The sequence below is a fragment of the Peribacillus sp. FW305-BF15 genome, from assembly GCF_058783805.1.
The window spans coordinates 302,128-324,478 of record NZ_JBYSYV010000003.1; the positions used below are offsets into that span (position 1 = coordinate 302,128).

Annotated in this window: 19 protein-coding genes and 1 rRNA gene; 9 read left to right on the top strand and 11 right to left on the bottom strand. The window is 40.8% G+C overall.

What is annotated here, in order from left to right; genetic code table 11:
- Nucleotides 1–260: 260 nt before the first annotated feature.
- Nucleotides 261–896: a spore protease YyaC gene (gene yyaC, locus AC3WLU_RS04785; RefSeq protein ID WP_053536995.1), complete on the top strand. Its 636-nt coding sequence runs from the start codon at nucleotides 261–263 to the stop codon at nucleotides 894–896.
- 49 nt (nucleotides 897–945) lie between these two features.
- On the opposite strand, the gene AC3WLU_RS04790 is transcribed toward yyaC, so the two are convergent.
- From AC3WLU_RS04790 to rpmH, 11 genes are all read right to left on the bottom strand, one after another.
- Complete coding sequence (locus AC3WLU_RS04790; RefSeq protein WP_492596888.1) at nucleotides 946–1,647, bottom strand: DUF554 domain-containing protein; 702 nt, start codon at nucleotides 1,645–1,647, stop codon at nucleotides 946–948.
- 52 nt (nucleotides 1,648–1,699) lie between these two features.
- Nucleotides 1,700–2,560, bottom strand: coding sequence for a ParB/RepB/Spo0J family partition protein (locus AC3WLU_RS04795; protein WP_063574570.1), 861 nt, complete (start codon nucleotides 2,558–2,560; stop codon nucleotides 1,700–1,702).
- Complete coding sequence (locus AC3WLU_RS04800; protein ID WP_034316249.1) at nucleotides 2,553–3,314, bottom strand: ParA family protein; 762 nt, start codon at nucleotides 3,312–3,314, stop codon at nucleotides 2,553–2,555. The genes AC3WLU_RS04795 and AC3WLU_RS04800 overlap by 8 nt, the downstream gene beginning before the upstream one ends.
- 259 nt (nucleotides 3,315–3,573) lie before the next feature.
- Nucleotides 3,574–4,434 (bottom strand): nucleoid occlusion protein, encoded by an 861-nt coding sequence (gene noc, locus AC3WLU_RS04805; protein WP_034316169.1) that lies wholly within the window; start codon nucleotides 4,432–4,434, stop codon nucleotides 3,574–3,576.
- Nucleotides 4,435–4,815: 381 nt separating this feature from the next.
- A complete protein-coding gene (gene rsmG / locus AC3WLU_RS04810) occupies nucleotides 4,816–5,532 on the bottom strand; it encodes a 16S rRNA (guanine(527)-N(7))-methyltransferase RsmG (protein WP_034316171.1) in 717 nt (238 codons plus the stop codon).
- A gap of 29 nt (nucleotides 5,533–5,561) precedes the next feature.
- Entirely contained in the window at nucleotides 5,562–7,448 is a 1,887-nt protein-coding gene (mnmG, locus tag AC3WLU_RS04815; RefSeq protein ID WP_063574569.1) for a tRNA uridine-5-carboxymethylaminomethyl(34) synthesis enzyme MnmG, read from the bottom strand.
- 21 nt (nucleotides 7,449–7,469) lie between these two features.
- Nucleotides 7,470–8,855, bottom strand: a complete 1,386-nt coding sequence (gene mnmE / locus AC3WLU_RS04820; protein WP_054398445.1) for a tRNA uridine-5-carboxymethylaminomethyl(34) synthesis GTPase MnmE — start codon at nucleotides 8,853–8,855, stop codon at nucleotides 7,470–7,472.
- Nucleotides 8,856–9,189: 334 nt separating this feature from the next.
- Nucleotides 9,190–9,810: an RNA-binding cell elongation regulator Jag/EloR gene (gene jag / locus AC3WLU_RS04825; RefSeq protein WP_487373718.1), complete on the bottom strand. Its 621-nt coding sequence runs from the start codon at nucleotides 9,808–9,810 to the stop codon at nucleotides 9,190–9,192.
- A complete protein-coding gene (gene spoIIIJ / locus AC3WLU_RS04830; RefSeq protein ID WP_057278284.1) occupies nucleotides 9,807–10,595 on the bottom strand; it encodes a YidC family membrane integrase SpoIIIJ in 789 nt (262 codons plus the stop codon). The genes jag and spoIIIJ overlap by 4 nt, the downstream gene beginning before the upstream one ends.
- 175 nt (nucleotides 10,596–10,770) lie before the next feature.
- Nucleotides 10,771–11,127: a ribonuclease P protein component gene (gene rnpA, locus AC3WLU_RS04835; RefSeq protein WP_048687950.1), complete on the bottom strand. Its 357-nt coding sequence runs from the start codon at nucleotides 11,125–11,127 to the stop codon at nucleotides 10,771–10,773.
- A gap of 80 nt (nucleotides 11,128–11,207) precedes the next feature.
- Nucleotides 11,208–11,342, bottom strand: coding sequence for a 50S ribosomal protein L34 (gene rpmH, locus AC3WLU_RS04840; RefSeq protein WP_034316183.1), 135 nt, complete (start codon nucleotides 11,340–11,342; stop codon nucleotides 11,208–11,210).
- Nucleotides 11,343–12,275: 933 nt separating this feature from the next.
- On the opposite strand from rpmH, the gene dnaA reads away from it, so the two are divergent.
- The 8 genes from dnaA to AC3WLU_RS04880 all read left to right on the top strand — a co-directional run.
- Nucleotides 12,276–13,625: a chromosomal replication initiator protein DnaA gene (gene dnaA, locus AC3WLU_RS04845; protein ID WP_034316187.1), complete on the top strand. Its 1,350-nt coding sequence runs from the start codon at nucleotides 12,276–12,278 to the stop codon at nucleotides 13,623–13,625.
- A gap of 192 nt (nucleotides 13,626–13,817) precedes the next feature.
- A complete protein-coding gene (gene dnaN, locus AC3WLU_RS04850; protein ID WP_054398443.1) occupies nucleotides 13,818–14,954 on the top strand; it encodes a DNA polymerase III subunit beta in 1,137 nt (378 codons plus the stop codon).
- Nucleotides 14,955–15,173: 219 nt separating this feature from the next.
- On the top strand, nucleotides 15,174–15,386 hold the full coding sequence (yaaA, locus tag AC3WLU_RS04855) for a S4 domain-containing protein YaaA (protein WP_487373719.1): 213 nt from the start codon (nucleotides 15,174–15,176) through the stop codon (nucleotides 15,384–15,386).
- A 21-nt stretch (nucleotides 15,387–15,407) separates the two neighbouring features.
- Entirely contained in the window at nucleotides 15,408–16,526 is a 1,119-nt protein-coding gene (recF, locus tag AC3WLU_RS04860) for a DNA replication/repair protein RecF (protein WP_034316194.1), read from the top strand.
- A 12-nt stretch (nucleotides 16,527–16,538) separates the two neighbouring features.
- A complete protein-coding gene (gene remB / locus AC3WLU_RS04865) occupies nucleotides 16,539–16,802 on the top strand; it encodes an extracellular matrix regulator RemB (RefSeq protein ID WP_034316197.1) in 264 nt (87 codons plus the stop codon).
- A 75-nt stretch (nucleotides 16,803–16,877) separates the two neighbouring features.
- A complete protein-coding gene (gene gyrB, locus AC3WLU_RS04870; protein ID WP_214807315.1) occupies nucleotides 16,878–18,803 on the top strand; it encodes a DNA topoisomerase (ATP-hydrolyzing) subunit B in 1,926 nt (641 codons plus the stop codon).
- Between the two features lie 96 nt (nucleotides 18,804–18,899).
- Nucleotides 18,900–21,452: a DNA gyrase subunit A gene (gyrA, locus tag AC3WLU_RS04875; protein WP_057278287.1), complete on the top strand. Its 2,553-nt coding sequence runs from the start codon at nucleotides 18,900–18,902 to the stop codon at nucleotides 21,450–21,452.
- 747 nt (nucleotides 21,453–22,199) lie between these two features.
- Nucleotides 22,200–22,351 (top strand): 16S ribosomal RNA (locus AC3WLU_RS04880); the annotation flags it as partial.

The window sequence follows — 22,351 nt, forward strand, 5'->3', positions numbered from 1 at the left end:
TCAATAAATAATGGTTTCTGTACAAAAAAATTATGGGTATATAGTTAATAGAATTTAGAAATTTTATCCCGAACATTCAAATGATTATTTACTAGAAAGTATAGATGAAAGCAATTGGTAGAGGATAACGTCGATTCATATCCCCTTCACCTGTTTGCATGTTTTGCAAAAAATTCCCTCACCCATCATGTTAAATACCGTATATTTTCCCCTTTTTATCCGTATACTGTAATACCAAATAAAGTAAAGGAGTTGAGCCGATGAATCTGAATTCTAGTCTATTTAATAATAATAAAAATAGATTAAGTCGCATCCTGCATGAAGATACGGATGCATCCAAACAAATTTCCCAGGAATTAATCAACCTCCTCCCAACAGGAAAGCTTCAACCAATCGTCATCGTCTGCATAGGCACAGACCGTTCCACAGGCGATTCACTCGGACCACTTGTCGGCACTCTGCTTAGTGAAAAGGCTGAAAACAGTTCTTCTTCATTCCATGTTTATGGTACTCTGGATGACCCTATACATGCGATGAATTTACAGGAAAAATTAAATGAAATTAAAAAGCTGCATGCCAATGCCTTTATAGTCGGAATCGATGCTTGCTTGGGGAAAATGAAAAGCGTCGGCATCGTGCAGATCGGCCAGGGACCAGTTAAGCCGGGTGCCGGGGTCAATAAAGACCTTCCTTCCGTCGGAAATGCCCATATTACAGGAATCGTGAATGTAAGTGGATTCATGGAGTTCATGGTCTTGCAGAACACGCGTCTTAATCTTGTGCTAAAAATGGCGAAAACCATTGCCGAGGGGATTTATGAAGCACAAAACCATTATCCAATAAAACCTTCCATCACTCCTTTCACATGGTCATTCAAGCAAGAAAAAACCCTTTGATCGGTTTTTTCATAAAAAAGAAGGAAGGGTCCAGCCCCTTCCTTCTTTTTTATACATAATACATGAAAGTAACCAGAATGGCCGTTATCATTATGCCCGGAAGCAGATTCGCCACCCTGATTTTGGTGACACCGATAATATTCAAACCAATCGCCAAAATCATGACACCGCCAGTTGCCGTCATTTCCAATATGAAGGAATCCATTAATGCAGATGGGATCATCGTATTGATTTGCCTTGAAAAAACCGCCAGGAATCCCTCATAAAGAATGATAGGAAATGCTGAAAAAAGTACCCCTATGCCTAACGTGCTGGCGAGGACAAGTGCTGTGAATCCATCGATTATCGCCTTTGTTATCAAAACGTCGTGATCATTCCGGATACCGCTATCCAGGGCACCAATAATGGCCATCGCCCCAATTCCAAATATGAGCGTAGCCGTTACAAACCCCTGAGATATCGAGGTTCCTTCCTTCGCTTTCATCCTGCGTTCAATCCAATTGCCTAAAGAATTAAGCCTGCCCTCAAGACTCATCCATTCACCGAGGACCGCCCCGCCGACAATACTTAAAATGACAACAAGGAAATTATCGCTTTTAAACCCCATCTGCAAGCCTAAAACCATCACGGCTAAACCGATACCGCTCATGACCGTTTCTTTAATCTTCTCAGGTATATGTTGTAAAAACCTTCCTAAAATCGAGCCGATTAAAATGCAGGCACCGTTCACCAAAGCCCCTAATAATACCATCTCATCCACCTAATTTTCTGCATATGTCTTCATGATCTTTTCATAAGGGGATCTAAGAGGAAAGGTTCTCTTGATCGATCAAGTTCAAAATTCTCTCTAAATCTTCTTTTGAAAAGAACTCTATTTCTATTTTTCCTTTTTTCTTGCTTTGTTTTATCGTTACGCTCGTTCCTAGTCTTTCACGCAGACTTGTCTCCCTTTGCTTTATGAAGATATCTTTTTTCTCTTGTTTCTTAGGTTTGGTTTCACGTGAAACGGTATCATTCAATTGATGTATATACTGTTCCAGCTGTCTGACATTCATACCTTCCTTGAGGACTTTATCCGCTACCGGCTTGAGCATCTCTTTTTTCTTTAAACCCAGCAATGCCCGGCCATGTCCCATGGATATTTCCCCGTCGGAGATATATCTCCTAATTCCTTCAGGCAAAGATAGTAATCTAAGATGGTTCGCAATATGGGGTCGGCTTTTTCCCAGCCGGTTGGCCAGCTGCTCCTGGGTGAATTCCAATTTTTCAAGAAGCGTTTGATAAGCGGCAGCCTCTTCGATCGGATTCAAATCTTCCCGTTGCAGGTTTTCCAAAATGGCCAGTTCCATCATCTGCTGTTCACTCAATTCCCTCACAACGACAGGAACTGTCTTTAAATCAGCTTCCTTGGCAGCACGATAACGCCTTTCCCCAGCCACGATTTCATATCCCTTAATACTTTTCCGGGCAATAATCGGCTGTAATATCCCATGCTCCATGATGGATTGCTTTAATTCCTCTATAGCTTCTAGCCGAAAGCTCTTTCGGGGCTGATAAGGATTTGGCCTTAATTCCCTTAATTTGATTTCGCGCACGATTTCATCTTTACTGATCTCCCCACTGTTGAAAAGTGCGTTAAGTCCTTTGCCAAGCCCTTTAGCCATTTGATACCACTTCCTTTGCCAATTCTAGATAGACCTCCGCCCCTCGTGACTTTGGATCATATATAATTATCGGTTCTCCATGGCTCGGTGCTTCACTCAAACGGACATTGCGGGGAATGATGGTTTGGTAGACTTTATCCTGAAAGTATTTTTTGACTTCTTCTATGACCTGGAGACCTAAATTTGTTCTTGCATCCAACATCGTCAATAGCACACCCTCGATTTTCAAATCATGGTTCAAATGCTTTTGGACGAGGCGGACCGTATTCAATAGTTGACTCAAACCCTCCAATGCATAATATTCACATTGTACTGGGATCAAAACAGCATCGGCAGCCGTTAAGGCATTAAGCGTAAGCAAACCCAATGATGGAGGGCAGTCAATCACAATGTAATCATACTGGCTTTGCACCTCTTCTAACGCCCTTTTTAATCGGACTTCCCTTGAGATGGTTGGAACAAGTTCAATTTCTGCACCTGCAAGTTGAATTGTCGCAGGTATAGCATATAGGTTTTCCACCTTTGTTTCCATGATTACGGTACTGGCCTCAACATCATCAACCAATACATCATAAATACATTGTTCCACATCTGCTTTGTCAATACCTGCACCGCTTGTCGCATTTCCCTGCGGGTCAATATCGACCATTAAGACTTTCTGTCCAATGTATGCAAGACAAGCACTTAAACTGACAGAAGTTGTCGTTTTTCCAACACCGCCCTTTTGATTGGCAATGGCGAGAATCTTACCCACGAATTCACCCGCTTTCAACTATCTTCATGACGCTATATCTATTGACTTTTACCGTGAATCCAATTATTTCTTTCTATTTTATCATGAATGTTACTGGAAGAAATCGTTTTCTTAAATTCCTCTTAAAATTTGAAATACTTCTAAAAGCATTGAAAATCCAGGAAAAGTTGAATGTTTTAAAAGTGGAAAATGCCAGTTTGGAGAGAAAATAAAAAAAGCTTGGTAATCGGAGACTACCAAGCGGGCTAAGGATGGGGAATCAAGTTTTTTTCTTGGGTATTTTAATCGTGAATTGATAATACTCCTCGAATTCTTCTTCCTCTGCATCCAGATTTATTCCATTGTCTGTAACCATACTGAGCGATTGGCGGATGGTATTCACGGCAATCCTCATGTCTTTACTAAACGCTTTTCGCTTAGGTTTCGGCTTCTGCACAGTACCCGTTAAGAGCTTGACGACCTGCTCTTCGGTCTGCTTGACGTTTAACCCTTTTTCGATGATTTCCAAAAGCAGTTTCAACTGCTTTTCAGGACTCTTTAACGGTATCAACGAGCGGGCATGGCGTTCCGTAATTTGCTTTTGAAGAAGTGCATCCTGAACCTCCTGCGGCAGCTTAAGCAGCCGAAGCTTATTCGCCACGGTGGATTGACCAATTCCCAGTCTTTGTGCCAGGGCTTCTTGGGTTAAACTATGCAGCTCCAATAGTTTTCCGTAAGCCAAAGCTTCTTCAATCGGTGTCAGTTCTTCACGCTGAAGGTTTTCTATCAGCGCAACGGAAGCCGTTTCTGTATCGGTGAAATCTTTGATTATAGCAGGTGCCAATTCCCAGCCAAGCTTTTGCATGGCCCGGAAACGACGCTCACCTGCAATGATTTCATATTTTCCCTGACCATAAGCCCTTACTACAATTGGTTGAATGATCCCATGTGTATGGATCGTTTGAGCCAATTCGGCAATTTTATCGTCATTAAAAACGGTCCTTGGTTGAAATCGATTAGGCACAATGTCGGAAATGGAAATTTTTCTTATTTCTTCATTATTATTGCTAGGTGTCTCCATCTCTAGTTGTTCTTCTTCCTTTTCGCCAAACCCAAAGAACCGCGAAAAAGGATGCTTCATCTTCCTACACCACCTTTTAAAACTCCCAAATAACATATTCTCTATTTAAAGGACAAGTCCTGCATACATTTCCCGACATGGTTATACATATGTCCCTTCACTGTAAAAAACATGTCGACTGGCGCCATCAAGGCAATAATGAGGGTCGACGGCCAGTTTTTAAAAATATCAGCCGGCTTTCCCAAAATTATTTCCCTGAATCAGCAAGCTAAGGGCACACGTCATAACCTGTACCGAAAATGCCTTCTTGTTGGCAAATGCAGTATTAAGTGAAAATAATAAGGTCATACACTTATAGTAAAAGAAAATAAGGGCAAGTACCAGCCATATATATCTGAATCCTCTGCTCTTACTATGAAAACATACTTTATCGTACAGAGGTTATTCAATAGGCTGCTTATTCGGTGTCCCTGGTTTTCTTGGGTATTTTTTAGGAGTCTTCTTCACTTTTTTTACAGTAATGATGTTTCTTTCACTATTTTCCTCTGGCAATGTGAAAGGATGAATTTCTTCGATTTCTCCGCCTAATGTAAAAATGGCCTTCTTCCCTGTGTCCATTTCATCTTGTGCACTAGCCGCTTTCATGGCAATGAACGTCCCATCCAGTTTAACAAGCGGCAAACATAGTTCACTTAAAACCGACATCCTGGCTACCGCCCTCGCCATGACAATATCATAGGATTCGCGATGCTCCGGTTTTTGGGCGAAGGTTTCCGCCCGGTCATGATAAAAGGAAACTCCCTTTAATTGCAATGAATCCGCAAGGTGATTCAAAAAAGAAATTCGCTTATTCAAGGAATCCACAATCGAGACGTGGATATCAGGGAAACAAATCTTCAATGGAATACTCGGAAATCCAGCTCCAGCCCCAACATCGCAAATTCGATAGGATTCGTTAAAGTCGAAATAGAAGGCTGCACTGATTGAATCATAAAAATGCTTTAGATAAACTTCTTCTTTATCTGTGATGGCCGTTAAGTTCATCTTTTCGTTCCATTCCACCAATAATCGATAATACGTGTCAAACTGATCAAGCTGTTGAGGAGAAAGCTCAATCCCTTTCTCCAGCAGTGCTTGTTGGAACTGTTCAATATTCATGTTTTTTCAATCCTTTTCGGGTATTTCCGTTACTGAGATACTCTGGCAATCTTACCTTGTTCCAAATAAACAAGCAGAATGGAAACATCAGCAGGATTCACACCGGAAATTCTTGAAGCCTGAGCTACTGATAGCGGGTGGACCTGCTTTAGTTTTTGACGTGCTTCCGTTGCAAGACCAGAAATTGCATCATAATCGATATTCTCTGGAATCTTTTTGTTCTCCATTTTTTTCAGGCGATCGACTTGCTGCAAGGATTTTTCGATATATCCTTCATACTTGATCTGGATTTCGACCTGTTCCGTCACTTCTTCACTCAGTTCGACATCACTTGGCGCCAACTTCTGAATATGGGAATAATCCATTTCAGGCCTTTTCAATAAATCGGAGGCACGGATTCCATCCTTTAATTCACTGCCGCCACTTGCAGTAATGACTTCTTGCACCTCTTTGGTCGGTTTGATGAAGTTTGATTTCAATCGTTCCTTTTCCAGTTCAACCGCTTCTTTTTTCATAAGGAAACGTTTGTAGCGTTCTTCTTTGATCATTCCGATATTGAATCCAATTTCCGTTAAGCGTAGATCGGCATTATCATGACGCAATAATAAACGATATTCTGCACGTGAAGTCAGCAATCGGTATGGTTCATTCGTGCCTTTCGTTACAAGGTCATCAATGAGAACACCAATATAGGCATCCGAACGGCTTAAAATCAGTTCTTCCTTACCCATTGCATTCAACCCTGCATTAATACCGGCCATCAATCCTTGTCCTGCTGCTTCTTCATAGCCGGATGTCCCGTTAATTTGACCTGCAGTATATAGATTTTTGATTTTCTTCGTTTCAAGTGTAGGCCATAGCTGCGTAGGAACGATGGCATCATATTCAATTGCATATCCAGCACGCATCATTTCCGCTTTTTCAAGTCCCGGAATTGTTTGCAGGATTTTCACTTGCACATCTTCAGGCAGACTGGTGGATAAACCTTGCACATAAACTTCCTTTGTATTGCGACCTTCAGGTTCCAAGAAGATTTGATGCCGTGGCTTATCATTAAAACGAACGACTTTATCTTCTATCGATGGACAATAACGCGGTCCGGTTCCTTTAATCATTCCGGAATACATTGGTGAACGGTGTAGATTCTCATCAATGAGCTGATGTGTACCCTCATTCGTATACGTTAACCAGCATGGCAATTGATCCGTTATGAACTTTGTCGTTTCATAAGAAAAGGCACGAGGCACTTCATCGCCAGGCTGAATTTCCGTTTTGCTGTAGTCTATGGAAGAACTATTCACACGTGGAGGCGTTCCTGTTTTAAAACGGACCAAATCAAATCCTAACTGCTCCAAGTGTTCAGAAAGCCTGATGGAAGGCTGCTGATTATTAGGGCCGCTTGAATATTTCAGTTCCCCTAAAATGATTTCACCGCGTAAATATGTTCCCGTCGTGATTACGACAGTTTTCGCACGGTACACCGCGCCTGTTTTAGTGATGACACCCGTACATACGTCGTTTTCAACAATTAATTCCTCTACCATTCCTTGAATCAATGTCAAATTTTCTTGGTCTTCTATCGTCTTTTTCATTTCTTGCTGATAGAGAAATTTATCTGCCTGCGCCCGCAGCGCACGAACGGCCGGACCTTTTGCCGTATTGAGCATCCTCATTTGAATATGGGTCTTGTCGATATTTCTTCCCATTTCACCGCCTAAAGCGTCAATTTCCCTAACGACTATCCCTTTTGCCGGTCCGCCGACGGAGGGATTGCATGGCATAAAGGCGACCATATCCAAGTTAATGGTGATCATCAACGTTTTAGCTCCTACTCTTGCTGCTGCAAGGCCTGCCTCACTGCCAGCATGACCGGCACCAATAACAATGACATCATAGCTACCTGCTTCGTATTGCATATCCTTTTCCTCCTTTTACGCTTATTTTCCTAAACAAAATTGAGAGAACAATTGGTTGATCAAATTATCCTGAACGCTTTCGCCAATGATTTCTCCAAGTAACTCCCATGCTTTCGTGAAGTCGATTTGAACCAAATCAACCGGCGTACCCATTTCAATAGCATCAATTGCATCTTCGATAGCCTGTAATGCCTGTCCCAGCAAAGCTATATGCCTTGCATTGGACACATAGGTCAGGTCTCCCGTTTCTAAAGAACCTTCGAAAAATAAAGAAGCGATCGCTTCTTCCAATTCATCGACCCCTCGATCTTCCAGTAATGAAGTCGTAACGACTTTATGGGATGCAGCCATTTCCTTAACTTTTGCCATATCGATTTTTTGTGGAAGGTCTGTTTTATTGATGATAACGATAACATCCATTCCCTCAACCGCTTGGAATAGTTTCTCATCTTCAGTAGTGAAATCATCGGAATAGTTCAATACAAGCAATATTAAATCCGCTTCTTTTAATACTGCACGAGACCGTTCAACTCCAATTCGTTCAACGATATCTTCCGTTTCGCGAATTCCTGCTGTATCGACAAGTTTAAGCGGTACACCGCGAACATTGACATACTCTTCAATAACATCACGTGTTGTACCTGGAATATCAGTGACGATCGCTTTGTTTTCATGAACTAAGCTGTTAAGCAATGAAGATTTTCCGACATTAGGACGACCTATGATAACGGTCGCAAGTCCATCCCGAAGTATTTTCCCCTGTTGGGCCGTGTGAAGCAGCTTCTCTATTTCATTCTTCACATAACTGCCTTTTTCCAAAAATAAACGATGCGTCATTTCTTCGACATCATCATATTCCGGATAATCTATATTTACCTCGACTTGAGCGAGGGTTTGTAAAATTTCCTGACGCAGATTTTGGATTAATTTCGAAAGCCGGCCTTCCATTTGACCTAATGCAACATTCATGGCTTTATCCGTTTTAGCACGGATTAAATCCATAACGGCCTCAGCTTGGGAAAGATCGATCCTGCCATTCAAAAAAGCCCGTTTCGTAAATTCACCAGGTTCCGCTAAACGAGCACCTTGTGAGAGAATAAGCTGCAGTACCCTATTGACCGAAACGATTCCACCGTGACAATTTATTTCAACTACATCTTCCCTTGTAAATGTCTTTGGACCCATCATGACCGAAACCATGACTTCCTCTATGATTTCACCTGTTTTAGGCTGGATAAGGTGGCCATAATGAATCGTATGTGATTTCACTTCAAGCAATCCTTTTCCACCTGGTCCTTTAAAGATCCTATCGGCTATTTCTATGGCCTCATCACCGCTGATTCTAACGATGGCGATCGCCCCTTCCCCTAAGGGAGTAGAGATAGCGGTGATTGTATCGAATTCCATGCTTTCACCTCTTATATATTGATGGTTCTATTTTTTTCTGATAATAAAATCGTCGAATCCCTAAATTACTACAATACCACAGTATATTCATGAAAAAAAGTAGATACTCCTTCCTTCCAAGAGTTATCCACACGCCGTTAATCCATATTCTGTAACAACCATTTTAACTTATCCACATGTGAATAACAAATATCACCCGCTTCATTTTCTTCCTTCCCTTTAAGGATCAAGAAAATATAAAAAATTTGTCACTTATTGTTGAATGGAAAATTCGCAAAAAAAATATTCGACATTCATCCCTAAAAAAAAGAACCCCTGCTTAAAAGCAGAAGGTTCATTTAAGTGGAGTGATGACCAAGTGACGATATGGCTCCGTCCCACTTGAGGTTGTTTTTATTTTTGGATAATCCAGGAGAGCATTATGGATGACCTTACGTTCATAGGATGGCATCGGCTCCAGTGAAACAGCTTTACCTGTTTTCGTGGCTTTATTTGCCATTCTTTCAGCCAATTGGATTAAGGTGTCATTGCGGCGGCTTCGATAATCTTCTGCATCTACGGTAATATTCAAAAACTGCTTCGAATATCGATTTGCTACCAGCTGCGCTAAATACTGAAGGGAATTTAGTGTTTGACCCCTTTTTCCAATCAATAATGCAATTTTATCACCTGATAAATGAAATGTTACGTTCTTACCTTTACGATGGACATCAATTTCTGCATTGACTCCCATTTCCACGCTGACATTCTTCAAAAATTTAAGTGTCTCTTCAATGGGATCGGGAGGCAATGTCACATGGACGATTGCCTTCCTTGCACCAAATAAACCAAAAAATCCTTTTTTGCCTTCATCTTCTATTTCAATCTCCACGCGATCCTTAGTGCTGTTCAGTTGAGCTAAAGCTAAATTTACTGCTTCTTCGACAGATTGTCCTGTAGCAGTCACTTTTTTCACTTTTTCTTTGCCCCTCCCGCGTTTTCCGCAGCTGCTTTTCTAAGATCCGGACCTTTAATGAAATATGTTTGAACGATACCAAAAATGTTACCAACTACCCAGTAAAGAGAAAGAGCAGCGGGGAAATTAATAGCAAATACAACAATCATGATTGGCATGATGTAAAGCATCATCGTCATTTGTGCCGCCATTTGTGGATTCGAGTTCATTCCAGCCATGGACATCTTTTGCTGGATAAAAGTCGTAATACCTGCAACAACCGGTAAAATATAATAAGGATCCGGGGAACCTAAATCAAACCAAAGAAAGCTATGTAAAGAAATTTCTTTCGTACGGCTGATGGCATGGTAAAATCCGATCAAAATCGGCATTTGGACCACTATAGGCAAACATCCCGCCAATGGATTCACATTATATTTTGAAAATAAAGCCATTGTTTCTTGCTGTAGTTTTTGTTGTGTGGCAGCATCTTTTGAGCTGTATTTTGCTTGAAGTTCTTTCATCTCAGGCTGAATGGCCTGCATGGCTTTCGAGCTTTTCACCTGTTTGATCATTAGTGGAAGTAATGCTAAGCGAATGATTAATGTAACACCGATGAGTCCCAAACCATAGTTCTCGCCAAATGCTTCGGAAAGCCAAATGATCAGGGCTGATAATGGATAGACAATGTATGAATTCCAAAAACCTTCACTATCCGCAGTAATAGGTTCTTTAATTTCCGTACACCCTGCCAACAGCATCATTATCGAGGCTAGTCCAATAATGAGTAATATTCGTTTTTTCAACCGTAATTTCCTCCTAACTGCAATCAATCTTTTTTGAAACAATTGTGAACTGTTTATTAGAGGATTTCAAGGAAAAGTAATCCACTTTTTCCACAGTTACAATCGGAATTTTCTATGTCATCTTACTCAAGTAACCATATGATACGAGGAGTGCTTATTCGATATTAAGGGGACTTTATTGTTTTTTCATTTTAAAGTTTAGTGATTTAGAACGTTTCAGGACATGTATCAAGCTGCTTTTCACCTGGAAAAAGTCCATCTCCGCCGCTGGTTTTCGAGCAATCACAATATAATCCTTACCCTCTTCTATATCTTCTTTCAATTCCAAAAACGCTTGCCGTATGTATCTTTTGATTTGGTTCCTTACAACGGCGTTCCCGATTTTTTTACTGACAGAAAGGCCGATCCTAAAATGATCCTGACCCGGCTTTTCAAGGACATAGACAACGAATTGCCGATTAGCAGAAGATTCACCTTTTTTAAATACAAGCTGAAATTCATCCTCTTTCTTAATCCTTAACTTTTTTTTCATTTTTACACCTTCATTACATGAATTGAGTCTCAGTAAATCCCTTATTTTGCGAAAAAAGACCACTGAGACTTTTCAGTGGTCTATGCAGATAATACTTTTCTGCCCTTACGGCGACGTGCAGCGATTACTCTACGTCCGTTTTTCGTGCTCATACGTGCACGGAAACCGTGAACTTTACTATGTTTGCGGTTATTCGGTTGATAAGTTCTTTTCATTATATGACACCTCCCTGAGGAATAACAGTTAAAGACAGTCTTTACAATTATATAGATGGAGGTTTCTACTTGTCAACCTCATCCATAAAAAATTTCTTTTTTTAATGCTCAATGTCCAGTAGGCCTTTTTTTACTACCTAGCCTATTGTAAATGATTTTGCTCCGAACTGATATAGAAATTTTTGGGGAAGGGGAAATTTCCATCATTTTATCCATGGGCACGAATATGAGATTCGCAAGTAATCCTCCCTTACGACACACCATTCGACAAATTATAAGAACGAACCTGAATCCCTTTTGATCTTTCCCCATGCAGGTCTTCCGGCTTGAACACCTGGTTCATATCAACTTAATTCGAGCCTATAATCATGGTCTGTGGATAAAATTCGACATGTTTTTTTCTATCCACATCCCATTTTAGAGACTTTTGCACATAACAATGGCCTGTGGAAAAGTTTTTCCCACAAGCCCGGTAAGTTGTGGATAAAGTTTTCTAACCCATTGCAAGACGCCTGAATTTCTGATATTATATTTGTGTTTTCACTCTGAATAACTTTATCAACAGGTAACATTTATCCACAGACTGTGAATAACTTGTGGATAGTTTATCCGACCTGTGTATATTAATCTGTCCACAGATGGTGGATATTGTCGAAAACCCTTTTTTCTTCTTTATTATATATTTCTTAAAATACCTGTTGATGAATAAACATTCAAATCTGCACTGGCTCACCAGATGTAGTCTGTACAAAGGTTGTACAGCGCAAGATATAGTTTTGGGCACTTCACATTACACAACACAAAAATTCCTTAATACAGCTCACCGAACCTTTGCTGTCAAAATTAATATGAAGACGGCAATCGATGAGTTTATTTGTGCCTATACATTTTAGATACAATGATTAAAATTTTTTTTGCAAAGGAGGGATAAGTTTGGATAACATCGATAGCCTCTGGAACCAGGCGCTCGGAAAAATCGAAAAGAAAATCAGTAAACCAAGCTTTGAAACTTGGCTTAAATCAACCAAGGCTTATTTACTGCAAGGTGATACATTAACAGTCACCGCTCCCAATGAATTTGCCAGGGATTGGCTTGAAGAACGCTATTCCCATCTTATTTCCGATGTATTGTTTGAACTTACCGGTGAGGAATTGGAAGCAAAATTCATCATTCCCCCCAATCAAGAAGATGATGATTTTGCCGTTCCTGTTCAGCCTAAAAAGATAAAAAAACAGGATAAAGAGCATGCTGCATTTCCACAGCATATGCTTAATGCGAAAAATACATTCGATACATTTGTCATCGGCTCCGGCAATCGTTTTGCCCATGCCGCGTCTCTCGCTGTTGCAGAAGCTCCGGCCAAAGCCTATAATCCCTTATTCATATACGGGGGCGTCGGCCTTGGAAAAACTCATTTAATGCATGCAATCGGGCATTATGTTCTAGAGCATAATCCGAATGCGAAGGTCGTTTATTTATCGTCTGAAAAGTTCACGAATGAATTCATCAACTCGATCCGGGACAATAAAGCTGGGGAATTCCGTGATAGATACCGAAGCGTGGATGTTTTATTAATTGATGATATTCAATTTCTTGCGGGAAAAGAACAAACTCAAGAAGAGTTTTTCCATACATTCAATGCGCTGCATGAAGAAAGCAAACAGATCGTCATCTCGAGTGACCGCCCGCCAAAAGAGATACCTACACTAGAGGATCGCCTCCGTTCAAGATTTGAGTGGGGCTTGATCACGGATATCACGCCACCTGATCTGGAAACGCGGATTGCCATATTGCGTAAAAAGGCAAAAGCTGAGGGTCTTGATATCCCGAACGAAGTCATGCTCTATATAGCCAACCAAATCGATTCCAATATTCGTGAGCTTGAGGGTGCACTTATTCGTGTCGTCGCTTATTCTTCATTGATCAATAAAGATATAAATGCCGATTTGGCAGCTGAAGCATTAAAAGACATCATTCCTAGCTCAAAACCTAAAATAATCACCATCTTGGAAATCCAGAAGACGGTCGGTGAACATTATAGTGTCAAACTTGAGGATTTCAAGGCGAAAAAACGGACTAAATCCGTGGCCTTTCCAAGACAGATTGCCATGTATCTTTCCAGGGAATTGACGGACTCATCCCTGCCCAAGATAGGCGATGAATTTGGAGGCCGCGATCATACGACCGTCATCCATGCGCATGAAAAAATCTCCAAACTCATGCAAACGGACACCCAGCTTCAACGTCAGGTTAAAGAAATCCAGGACCAGCTGAGGGTATAATGGATTCTGGATAATGTGAATAACTGGCGACTACTTACACACAGTCTGTCCACATGTGGATAGACTGTTTTTCCTTAGGTTGAGTGGACTTATCCACATATCAACAGGGCCTACTACTATTACTACTATCTTTTTTAATAAAAATTATTAATAAATATGCCTATTCGGCAATAAAAAATTGGAGGATGAAACATGAGATTTATAATCCAAAGAGATCGATTAGTTCATAGTGTCCAAGAAGTAATGAAAGCAGTCACATCAAGAACGACGATTCCGATCCTAACAGGGATAAAGATAAGCGTTACTAGTGAGGGGGTCACTCTAACAGGTAGTGATTCAGATATTTCCATCCAATCATTCATTCCCGCTGAGGTTGACGGTGATGAGATAGTTGAAGTTAAAAGCAGCGGCGGTATAGTCCTGAATGCCCGTTTTTTCAGTGAAATTGTCAAAAAGCTGCCGATGGATACTGTAGAAATTGAAGTGGAGAATAACTTTCAAACGATTATTCGCTCGGGAAAAGCTGAATTTAATCTAAATGGACTGGATCCTGAGGAATATCCTCATCTTCCGATCATTGCAGAAGAAAATATTTTCAAACTTCCCACGGACCTTTTAAAGACCCTCATCCGCCAAACTGGCTTTGCAGTGTCCACGTCAGAAACACGCCCCATCTTAACAGGTGTAAACTTGAAGGTTCAAGATGACGAATTGACCTGTATTGCAACAGATAGCCATAGGCTTGCAATGAGAACAGCCAAAATAGAAAATAAAATTAACGGGACCTATAGCGTTGTCATCCCAGGTAAAAGTCTGAATGAGTTAAGTAAAATCCTTGATGATACAAACGAACTCATTGAAATCGTCATTACCGAAAACCAAGTCCTTTTCAAAGCTGAAAATTTATTATTCTTCTCAAGACTTCTTGAAGGGAATTATCCCGATACATCACGCTTGATTCCATCAGATAGCAAAACCGATGTGACTGTTCACACCAAGGATTTCCTTCAAGCGATCGACAGGGCTTCATTATTGGCGAGAGAAGGAAGAAATAATGTCGTCAAATTGACAACCCTGGAAGGCCGTATAATCGAAGTCTCTTCCAATACTCCTGAAATTGGTAAAGTAATTGAGGAAGTTCAGGCAGAAGCCATTGAAGGTGAAGACCTGAAGATCTCATTCAGTGCCAAATTCGTAATGGATGCTCTAAAGGCATTGGAAGGATCCGATATAAAAATTAATTTCACAGGTGCAATGCGTCCGTTTGTCATTCGTCCGCTACATGACGATTCCATGCTGCAATTAATTCTCCCGGTAAGGACTTATTAAGCTAAAATAATATTTCAAAAAAATTAAAGGCTTGTATAGCAGGTCTTTAATTTTTTTATATGTAAACATAGGTTTCCAAAGGGTCCTTGGCGTTTTTTCAATGCTGTACGAGACTCTCAATCGCTAAAAACAAGAACTGAAAAAGCTATACTTTGTCTTAATGGGATTAATTTAGTAAAATGAAATATTAAAGACTACTTAGAAATGAGTGAAGCATGAATGGACTCCATAAAAATCAATACTGAATATATTACGCTTGGACAATTCCTGAAATTGGCCGATTTGATCCAAAGCGGCGGAATGGCGAAATGGTTCTTAAGTGAATACGAGGTTTTCATTAATGGTGAATTAGACGTGAGAAGAGGCAGAAAATTAAGATCAGGTGATAAAATAGAGATTCCTGGATTTGGCGCCTACACAATTACAAGCTAAAACATAAGGGAAGAGCGGAATATGTATATTGAAAATATAAGTTTGAAAAATTACCGCAACTATACCGAATTGAATCTGGCTTTTGAGAATAAAGTCAATGTAATCCTCGGCGAAAATGCTCAAGGAAAAACAAATGTCATGGAATCCATTTTCGTTTTAGCAATGGCAAAATCCCATCGGACCTCAAATGATAAAGAACTTATTCGCTGGGATGAAGAGTATGCTAAAATAGAAGGAAGAGTTAGAAAGAGAAATACCTCAATACCACTTGAGCTGACCATTTCAAAAAAAGGGAAAAAGGCGAAGTGCAACCATATTGAACAAAGAAAGTTGAGTCAATATGTCGGAAATATGAATGTGGTCATGTTTGCGCCTGAGGATCTTAACCTTGTAAAGGGAAGTCCTCTAGTCAGACGCCGTTTTATAGATATGGAAATTGGCCAGGTTTCTCCCGTATACCTTCATGATATGAGCCAATATCATAAAATACTTCAACAAAGAAATCATTACTTAAAGCTTCTGCAGACCCGGAAACAAACGGATACGACGATGCTTGACGTGCTGACCGATCAATTTATTCAGTATGCAGCGAAAATTGTCGAAAGAAGGTACGAGTTTCTTTTAAAGCTCCAGCAATGGGCAGAACCTATTCATTCGGGGATCTCCAGAAATCTAGAAGTATTGAAAATCCAATATAAACCGTCGCTTGATGTATCAGAATCTATGGATTTGACGAAAATGATAGAAGTATACACAGAAAAATTTGATAAAATAAAAACAAGGGAAATTGAACGGGGTGTTACACTGGTAGGTCCTCATCGTGACGACCTGGTTTTTTTTGTGAATGACCGTGATGTCCAGACATATGGTTCACAAGGACAACAGCGTACGACTGCCTTGTCTTTGAAACTTGCCGAAATTGAGCTGATCCATGAAGAAATCGGCGAGTATCCCATTTTATTATTGGATGATGTGTTATCGGAACTCGACGATTTCCGCCAATCCCATTTACTGAATACGATACAGGGGAAAGTGCAAACATTTGTGACGACACCCTCCGTTGATGGAATCGATCATCAAACCCTACGAGAAGCGTCCACCTTTTATGTTAGTCAAGGAAGTATAAAAAAGGTTAAATGATGAGGTGAATGTATGTATCTCCACATTGGTGAAGACATTCTTGTGAAAACGGACGATGTCATAGCCATTTTAGATAAGAAGCTGCTTCAGGCCTCTCCAATCATGAGTGAATTTTTGGAGAAAAAGTCCGATGTAACTTCCCATTTAGCAAAAAACTCGGTTAAATCGATTGTAGTGACGGATAAACAGGTTTATTATTCACCGCTCGCGTCGTCCACCTTGAAAAAGCGTTCACTGCAGCCATCGCTCTTAATCGATGATATAGATATTCTTTGAATTGTAGCTAAACGTTATAATTACTCCTGAAAATTGATAAATGCCAAAAGAAAAGTGTAGGTGATACGTATGACAATGGAACAAAAAGAAGTACAAGCTCAGGCATACGATGAGAATCAGATACAGGTTTTAGAAGGCTTAGAAGCAGTTCGTAAACGTCCGGGGATGTATATCGGCACTACCTCTGCAAAAGGACTTCACCATCTTGTTTGGGAAATTGTCGATAATAGTATTGATGAGGCACTGGCTGGTTTCTGTACGGAAATCAAAGTGACGATCGAAGAAGACAATAGCATAACCGTAGTCGATAATGGCCGGGGTATTCCAGTGGGGATCCATGAAAAAATGGGACGTCCGGCTGTAGAAGTAATCATGACGGTCCTTCATGCGGGCGGTAAATTTGGCGGCGGAGGTTATAAGGTCTCCGGCGGTCTGCATGGTGTGGGGGCATCGGTAGTTAATGCCTTATCCACGGTATTGGAAGTTTACGTTCATCGCGAAGGTAAAATCCATTATCAGCAATTTAACCGCGGTATCCCAAAAGAAGATTTGAAAATCATCGGGGAAACTGATCATACCGGAACGACTGTACACTTCATTCCTGATGGTGAAATCTTCACGGATACCCTGGAATATGACTTTGATACATTAGCCACGCGAATCCGTGAGCTTGCATTCCTGAATAAAGGCTTGAAGCTGATCATTGAAGATAAACGTGAAGAAGAAGAGAAAATTAGGGATTTCCACTATGAGGGCGGTATCAAATCTTATGTTGAGCATTTGAACCGTTCTAAAGAGGTATTGCATGAGGAACCGATTTTCATGGAAGGCGAGAAAGATGGAATTTCCGTTGAATTGGCTCTGCAATATAATGACAGCTATATCAGCAATGTCTTTTCTTTTGCCAATAATATTCATACCTATGAAGGCGGTACACATGAATCAGGATTCAAGACTGCTTTGACCCGCGTCATCAATGATTATGCACGGAAAAATGGTCTTTTAAAAGAAGCTGATGCCAATTTCTCAGGTGAAGATGTCCGGGAAGGTTTAACGGCAATCATTTCGATTAAGCATCCTGATCCACAATTTGAAGGTCAGACGAAAACCAAGCTCGGAAACTCTGAGGTAAGAACGGTTACTGATTCCATTCTTTCAGAACGACTTGATGCCTTCTTATACGAAAATCCTGCCGTGGCCCGAAAAATTGTAGATAAAGGGCAAATGGCAGCGAGAGCCCGATTGGCAGCGAAGAAAGCACGTGAATTGACCCGGAGGAAAAGTGCTTTGGAAGTATCCAATCTACCAGGTAAATTGGCAGATTGTTCTTCTAAGGACCCGAGTATCAGCGAATTATACATCGTTGAAGGAAACTCTGCGGGAGGATCGGCAAAACAAGGGCGGGACCGCCATTTCCAAGCTATCTTGCCGCTAAGGGGTAAAATCCTGAATGTTGAAAAAGCGAGATTGGACAGAATCCTGCACAATGAAGAAATAGGTACGATCATCACAGCACTTGGAACGGGCATTGGTGATGAATTCAATACTGAAAAAGCCAGATACCATAAAATTGTTATCATGACCGATGCGGATGTGGATGGTGCCCATATCAGAACACTGATGTTGACATTCTTCTACCGGTATATGCGAAAAATCATCGAGTATGGATATATATATATTGCTCAGCCGCCACTTTTCAAGATTCAGCAAGGGAAAAAAGTGGATTATGCTTATAATGACCGCCAGCTTGAAGAAATCATGGCCAGTTTGCCAAGTACTCCCAAGCCTAACCTGCAGCGTTATAAAGGGCTGGGGGAAATGAATCCGGAGCAATTGTGGGAAACGACCATGAACCCTGAAACGAGAACGCTGCTTCAAGTCAGTTTGAAAGATGCTGCCGAGGCAGATGAAACTTTCGAGATGTTGATGGGCGACAAGGTCGAACCGCGACGTAACTTCATTGAAGAAAATGCAATTTATGTAAAAAATCTTGATATCTGATTTTTTGACAGGATGCTTTTTACATCCTGTTCTTTACATAGTGCACGAACAGTTAAACTTAAATGAGATATAAGCTTTTAATAGGAGGTTGGCTCCATGTCAGAAAATGAAAGATCAGGTGTTAAGGAAATAAATATAAGTACCGAGATGCGGACATCGTTTTTGGATTATGCGATGAGCGTTATCGTGTCGCGGGCTTTGCCTGATGTAAGGGACGGTTTGAAACCGGTACACCGAAGAATTCTTTATGCAATGAACGATCTTGGAATGACTTCGGATAAACCATTTAAGAAATCAGCCCGTATTGTCGGGGAAGTTATCGGTAAATATCACCCGCATGGTGATTCGGCAGTATATGAAACGATGGTACGGATGGCGCAACCTTTTAACTATCGCTATATGCTTGTAGATGGACATGGGAATTTCGGTTCGGTCGATGGTGACCAAGCTGCCGCAATGAGGTACACCGAAGCGAGAATGTCGAAAATCTCGATGGAGTTACTCCGGGACTTAAATAAAGATACGGTCAATTTCCAGGATAACTACGATGGTTCAGAAAGAGAACCAGCCGTCATGCCTGCCCGTTTCCCGAACTTGTTGGTGAATGGTTCATCAGGAATAGCGGTAGGAATGGCAACCAATATTCCGCCCCATCAATTAGGTGAGGTAATTGACGGCGTATTGGCTTTAAGCAAGAATCCTGAGATTACAATTCCAGAGTTGATGGAATATATTCCTGGTCCGGACTTTCCGACAGCCGGTTTGATTTTAGGGAGAAGCGGAATCAGAAAGGCCTATGAAACCGGTAAAGGGTCAATCATTCAACGGGCGAAAGTCGAGATTGAAGAGAAACCGAATGGTAAACAGGTAATCCTTGTTAAGGAAATCCCTTATCAAGTGAATAAAGCAAGATTGATTGAAAAAATTGCAGAACTTGCCCGAGATAAGAAAATCGAAGGCATCACCGACTTACGGGATGAATCGGATCGCAATGGTATGCGTATTGTCATGGAGCTTCGAAAGGATGTTAATGCGAATGTCCTTTTAAACAACCTGTATAAGCACACCGCGATGCAGACCACCTTCGGAATCAATCTGCTTGCTTTGGTGGACGGTCAGCCAAAGGTGCTGAATTTAAAACAATGCCTGCGCTACTACTTGGAGCATCAGCAGGTAGTCATACGTCGCAGGACTGAATTTGAACTGCGGAAAGCGGAGGCCCGTGCCCATATTTTAGAAGGTTTGCGTATTGCACTTGATAATTTGGATGCAGTCATCTCGTTGATCCGCAGTTCCCAAACGACAGATATTGCCCGTGAAGGCTTAATGACACAATTCTCACTTTCCGAAAAACAGGCGCAAGCTATCCTGGATATGCGTTTACAGCGCTTGACAGGTCTGGAACGTGAAAAAATTGAAGATGAATATCAGGCATTAATGGCTATAATTGCAGAATATAAAGCGATTCTTGCTGATGAAGAAAAGGTTCTTGAAATTATCCGTGAAGAGCTTCTTGAAATTAAAGAACGTTTTGATGATAAACGGAGAACTGAAATCACATTAGCCGGCTTTGAAAGCCTGGAAGATGAAGATTTAATCCCAGAGGAAAATATAATCGTGACACTTACGCATAACGGTTATATTAAACGCTTGCCTGCAACCACATACCGCAGTCAAAAACGCGGGGGGCGCGGAATACAGGGTATGGGAACGAATACAGATGACTTTGTCGGTCACTTGTTAACCACTTCGACTCATGACACTCTATTATTCTTCACCAACAAAGGTAAAGTCTATCGTTCAAAAGGATATGAAATACCTGAATATGGCAGGACGGCAAAAGGATTGCCGCTTATCAACTTGTTGGAAGTCGATAAAGGCGAGTGGGTCAATGCAATCATACCTGTGAAGGAATTTGCGGACGATTGGTATTTATTCTTCACGACCAGACATGGGATATCAAAGCGTACACCTTTATCGTCCTTTGCAAATATCCGTAATAACGGTTTAATTGCCCTAGGTTTACGTGAAGACGATGAATTGATCTCTGTCCGGCTTACGAATGGAGAGAAACAGATCATAATTGGAACGAAGTCCGGTATGATGATTCGTTTCCCAGAGACGGATGTACGGACAATGGGACGTACTGCAGCAGGAGTAAAAGGAATTTCCTTAGGGACAAATGATGAAGTTGTCGGAATGGAAATTCTTGAAGATGATGAAGAAGTCCTGATCGTTACGAAAAACGGTTATGGAAAAAGGACCTCTGCGGAAGAATACCGTATTCAAAGCCGTGGAGGCAAAGGAATAAAAACATGTAATGTCACTGAGAAAAATGGTGAACTTATAGCCGTGAAAACAGTTACGGGTGAAGATGAAGATTTGATGCTGATTACAGCAGCTGGTGTATTGATCCGAATGGAAGTCGAAGGCATTTCTAAAACGGGCCGTAATACACAGGGTGTTAAGCTCATCCGACTCGAATCTGCAGATAATGAATATGTTTCTACGGTAGCCATCGTAGGAAGGGAAGAAGAAGAAGAAAAAGACCTGGAAATAGAGGCGGTAACAACTCTAGATCCGGATTCTGATCCTGAACCTACGGTAAATGAAGAAAATGAAGAAACTGAAAAAGATACGGAAGAATAATCTTTTACTAAAAAAGGGGTTCGGAATTTTAATTCCGAGCCCCTTTTGAAATTCCCTTTGATTTTTTTGAAACAATGAGAAAGCGGGAGTATCTGTAAGCAACGCTCAAATTGTATAAACCTTAAAAAATTGTAGATCCAGCAATAAAGCTGGGTCTTTTTTGCATTAGCACGGTATCAAATGATATCAGAGTGTTCGGGTTCGGGTTTGGGGAAAGACTCGTTGGTTTCAAGTTACATCCCAAATAAGCTTCGCTAATTTTCCCATGGGAAGCCGGGTCAAACTGAACAATGGATTCATCGCTGAAATCATTTTTATTGATGCCAGCTCGCAAACATGACCGGTCATAAAGGTGATGGATAGTGGGCAAATTATCAATTTAGGGATTAATCGTGAATTATATATAAAAGAAGTACTATAATGTTTAAAGAAAAAATTCACTCTTGAAATCTAAGCTTCTTCTTCTTGATCAGGGGTAAAGTCATTGTATTTGAAATCTATGAATGGATGAATATTATTTATTTTAAAATAACTATTGCTTTTATTCCTGATACTAGATATAATAACTAAGTCGACAGCGAAAGAATAAAGTTGTTGACAAGGAATAATATAAATGATATATTATTAAAGTCGCTTACGAAGTAACGACGATAAATCGCTCTTTGAAAACTGAACAAAACAAAGCGCCAACGTTAAATTTTAAGTGAGCACACACTATCAAAAAAGCAAATGAGCAAGTCAAACATTTCTTCGGAGAGTTTGATCCTGGCTCAGGACGAACGCTGGCGGCGTGCCTAATACATGCAAGTCGAGCGAATCGATGGGAGCTTGCTCCCTGAGATTAGCGGCGGACGGGTGAGTAACACGTGGGCAACCTGCCTATAAGACTGGGATAACTT

What these genes read in the sequence shown, in the direction of transcription:
- yyaC (WP_053536995.1), top strand. Translation starts at nt 261, where the DNA reads ATGAATCTGAATTCTAGTCTATTTAATAATAATAAAAATAGATTAAGT.
- AC3WLU_RS04790 (WP_492596888.1), bottom strand. Translation starts at nt 1,647, where the DNA reads ATGGTATTATTAGGGGCTTTGGTGAACGGTGCCTGCATTTTAATCGGC.
- AC3WLU_RS04795 (WP_063574570.1), bottom strand. Translation starts at nt 2,560, where the DNA reads ATGGCTAAAGGGCTTGGCAAAGGACTTAACGCACTTTTCAACAGTGGG.
- noc (WP_034316169.1), bottom strand. Translation starts at nt 4,434, where the DNA reads ATGAAGCATCCTTTTTCGCGGTTCTTTGGGTTTGGCGAAAAGGAAGAA.
- rsmG (WP_034316171.1), bottom strand. Translation starts at nt 5,532, where the DNA reads ATGAATATTGAACAGTTCCAACAAGCACTGCTGGAGAAAGGGATTGAG.
- mnmG (WP_063574569.1), bottom strand. Translation starts at nt 7,448, where the DNA reads ATGCAATACGAAGCAGGTAGCTATGATGTCATTGTTATTGGTGCCGGT.
- mnmE (WP_054398445.1), bottom strand. Translation starts at nt 8,855, where the DNA reads ATGGAATTCGATACAATCACCGCTATCTCTACTCCCTTAGGGGAAGGG.
- rnpA (WP_048687950.1), bottom strand. Translation starts at nt 11,127, where the DNA reads ATGAAAAAAAAGTTAAGGATTAAGAAAGAGGATGAATTTCAGCTTGTA.
- rpmH (WP_034316183.1), bottom strand. Translation starts at nt 11,342, where the DNA reads ATGAAAAGAACTTATCAACCGAATAACCGCAAACATAGTAAAGTTCAC.
- dnaN (WP_054398443.1), top strand. Translation starts at nt 13,818, where the DNA reads ATGAGATTTATAATCCAAAGAGATCGATTAGTTCATAGTGTCCAAGAA.
- yaaA (WP_487373719.1), top strand. Translation starts at nt 15,174, where the DNA reads ATGGACTCCATAAAAATCAATACTGAATATATTACGCTTGGACAATTC.
- recF (WP_034316194.1), top strand. Translation starts at nt 15,408, where the DNA reads ATGTATATTGAAAATATAAGTTTGAAAAATTACCGCAACTATACCGAA.
- remB (WP_034316197.1), top strand. Translation starts at nt 16,539, where the DNA reads ATGTATCTCCACATTGGTGAAGACATTCTTGTGAAAACGGACGATGTC.
- gyrB (WP_214807315.1), top strand. Translation starts at nt 16,878, where the DNA reads ATGGAACAAAAAGAAGTACAAGCTCAGGCATACGATGAGAATCAGATA.
- gyrA (WP_057278287.1), top strand. Translation starts at nt 18,900, where the DNA reads ATGTCAGAAAATGAAAGATCAGGTGTTAAGGAAATAAATATAAGTACC.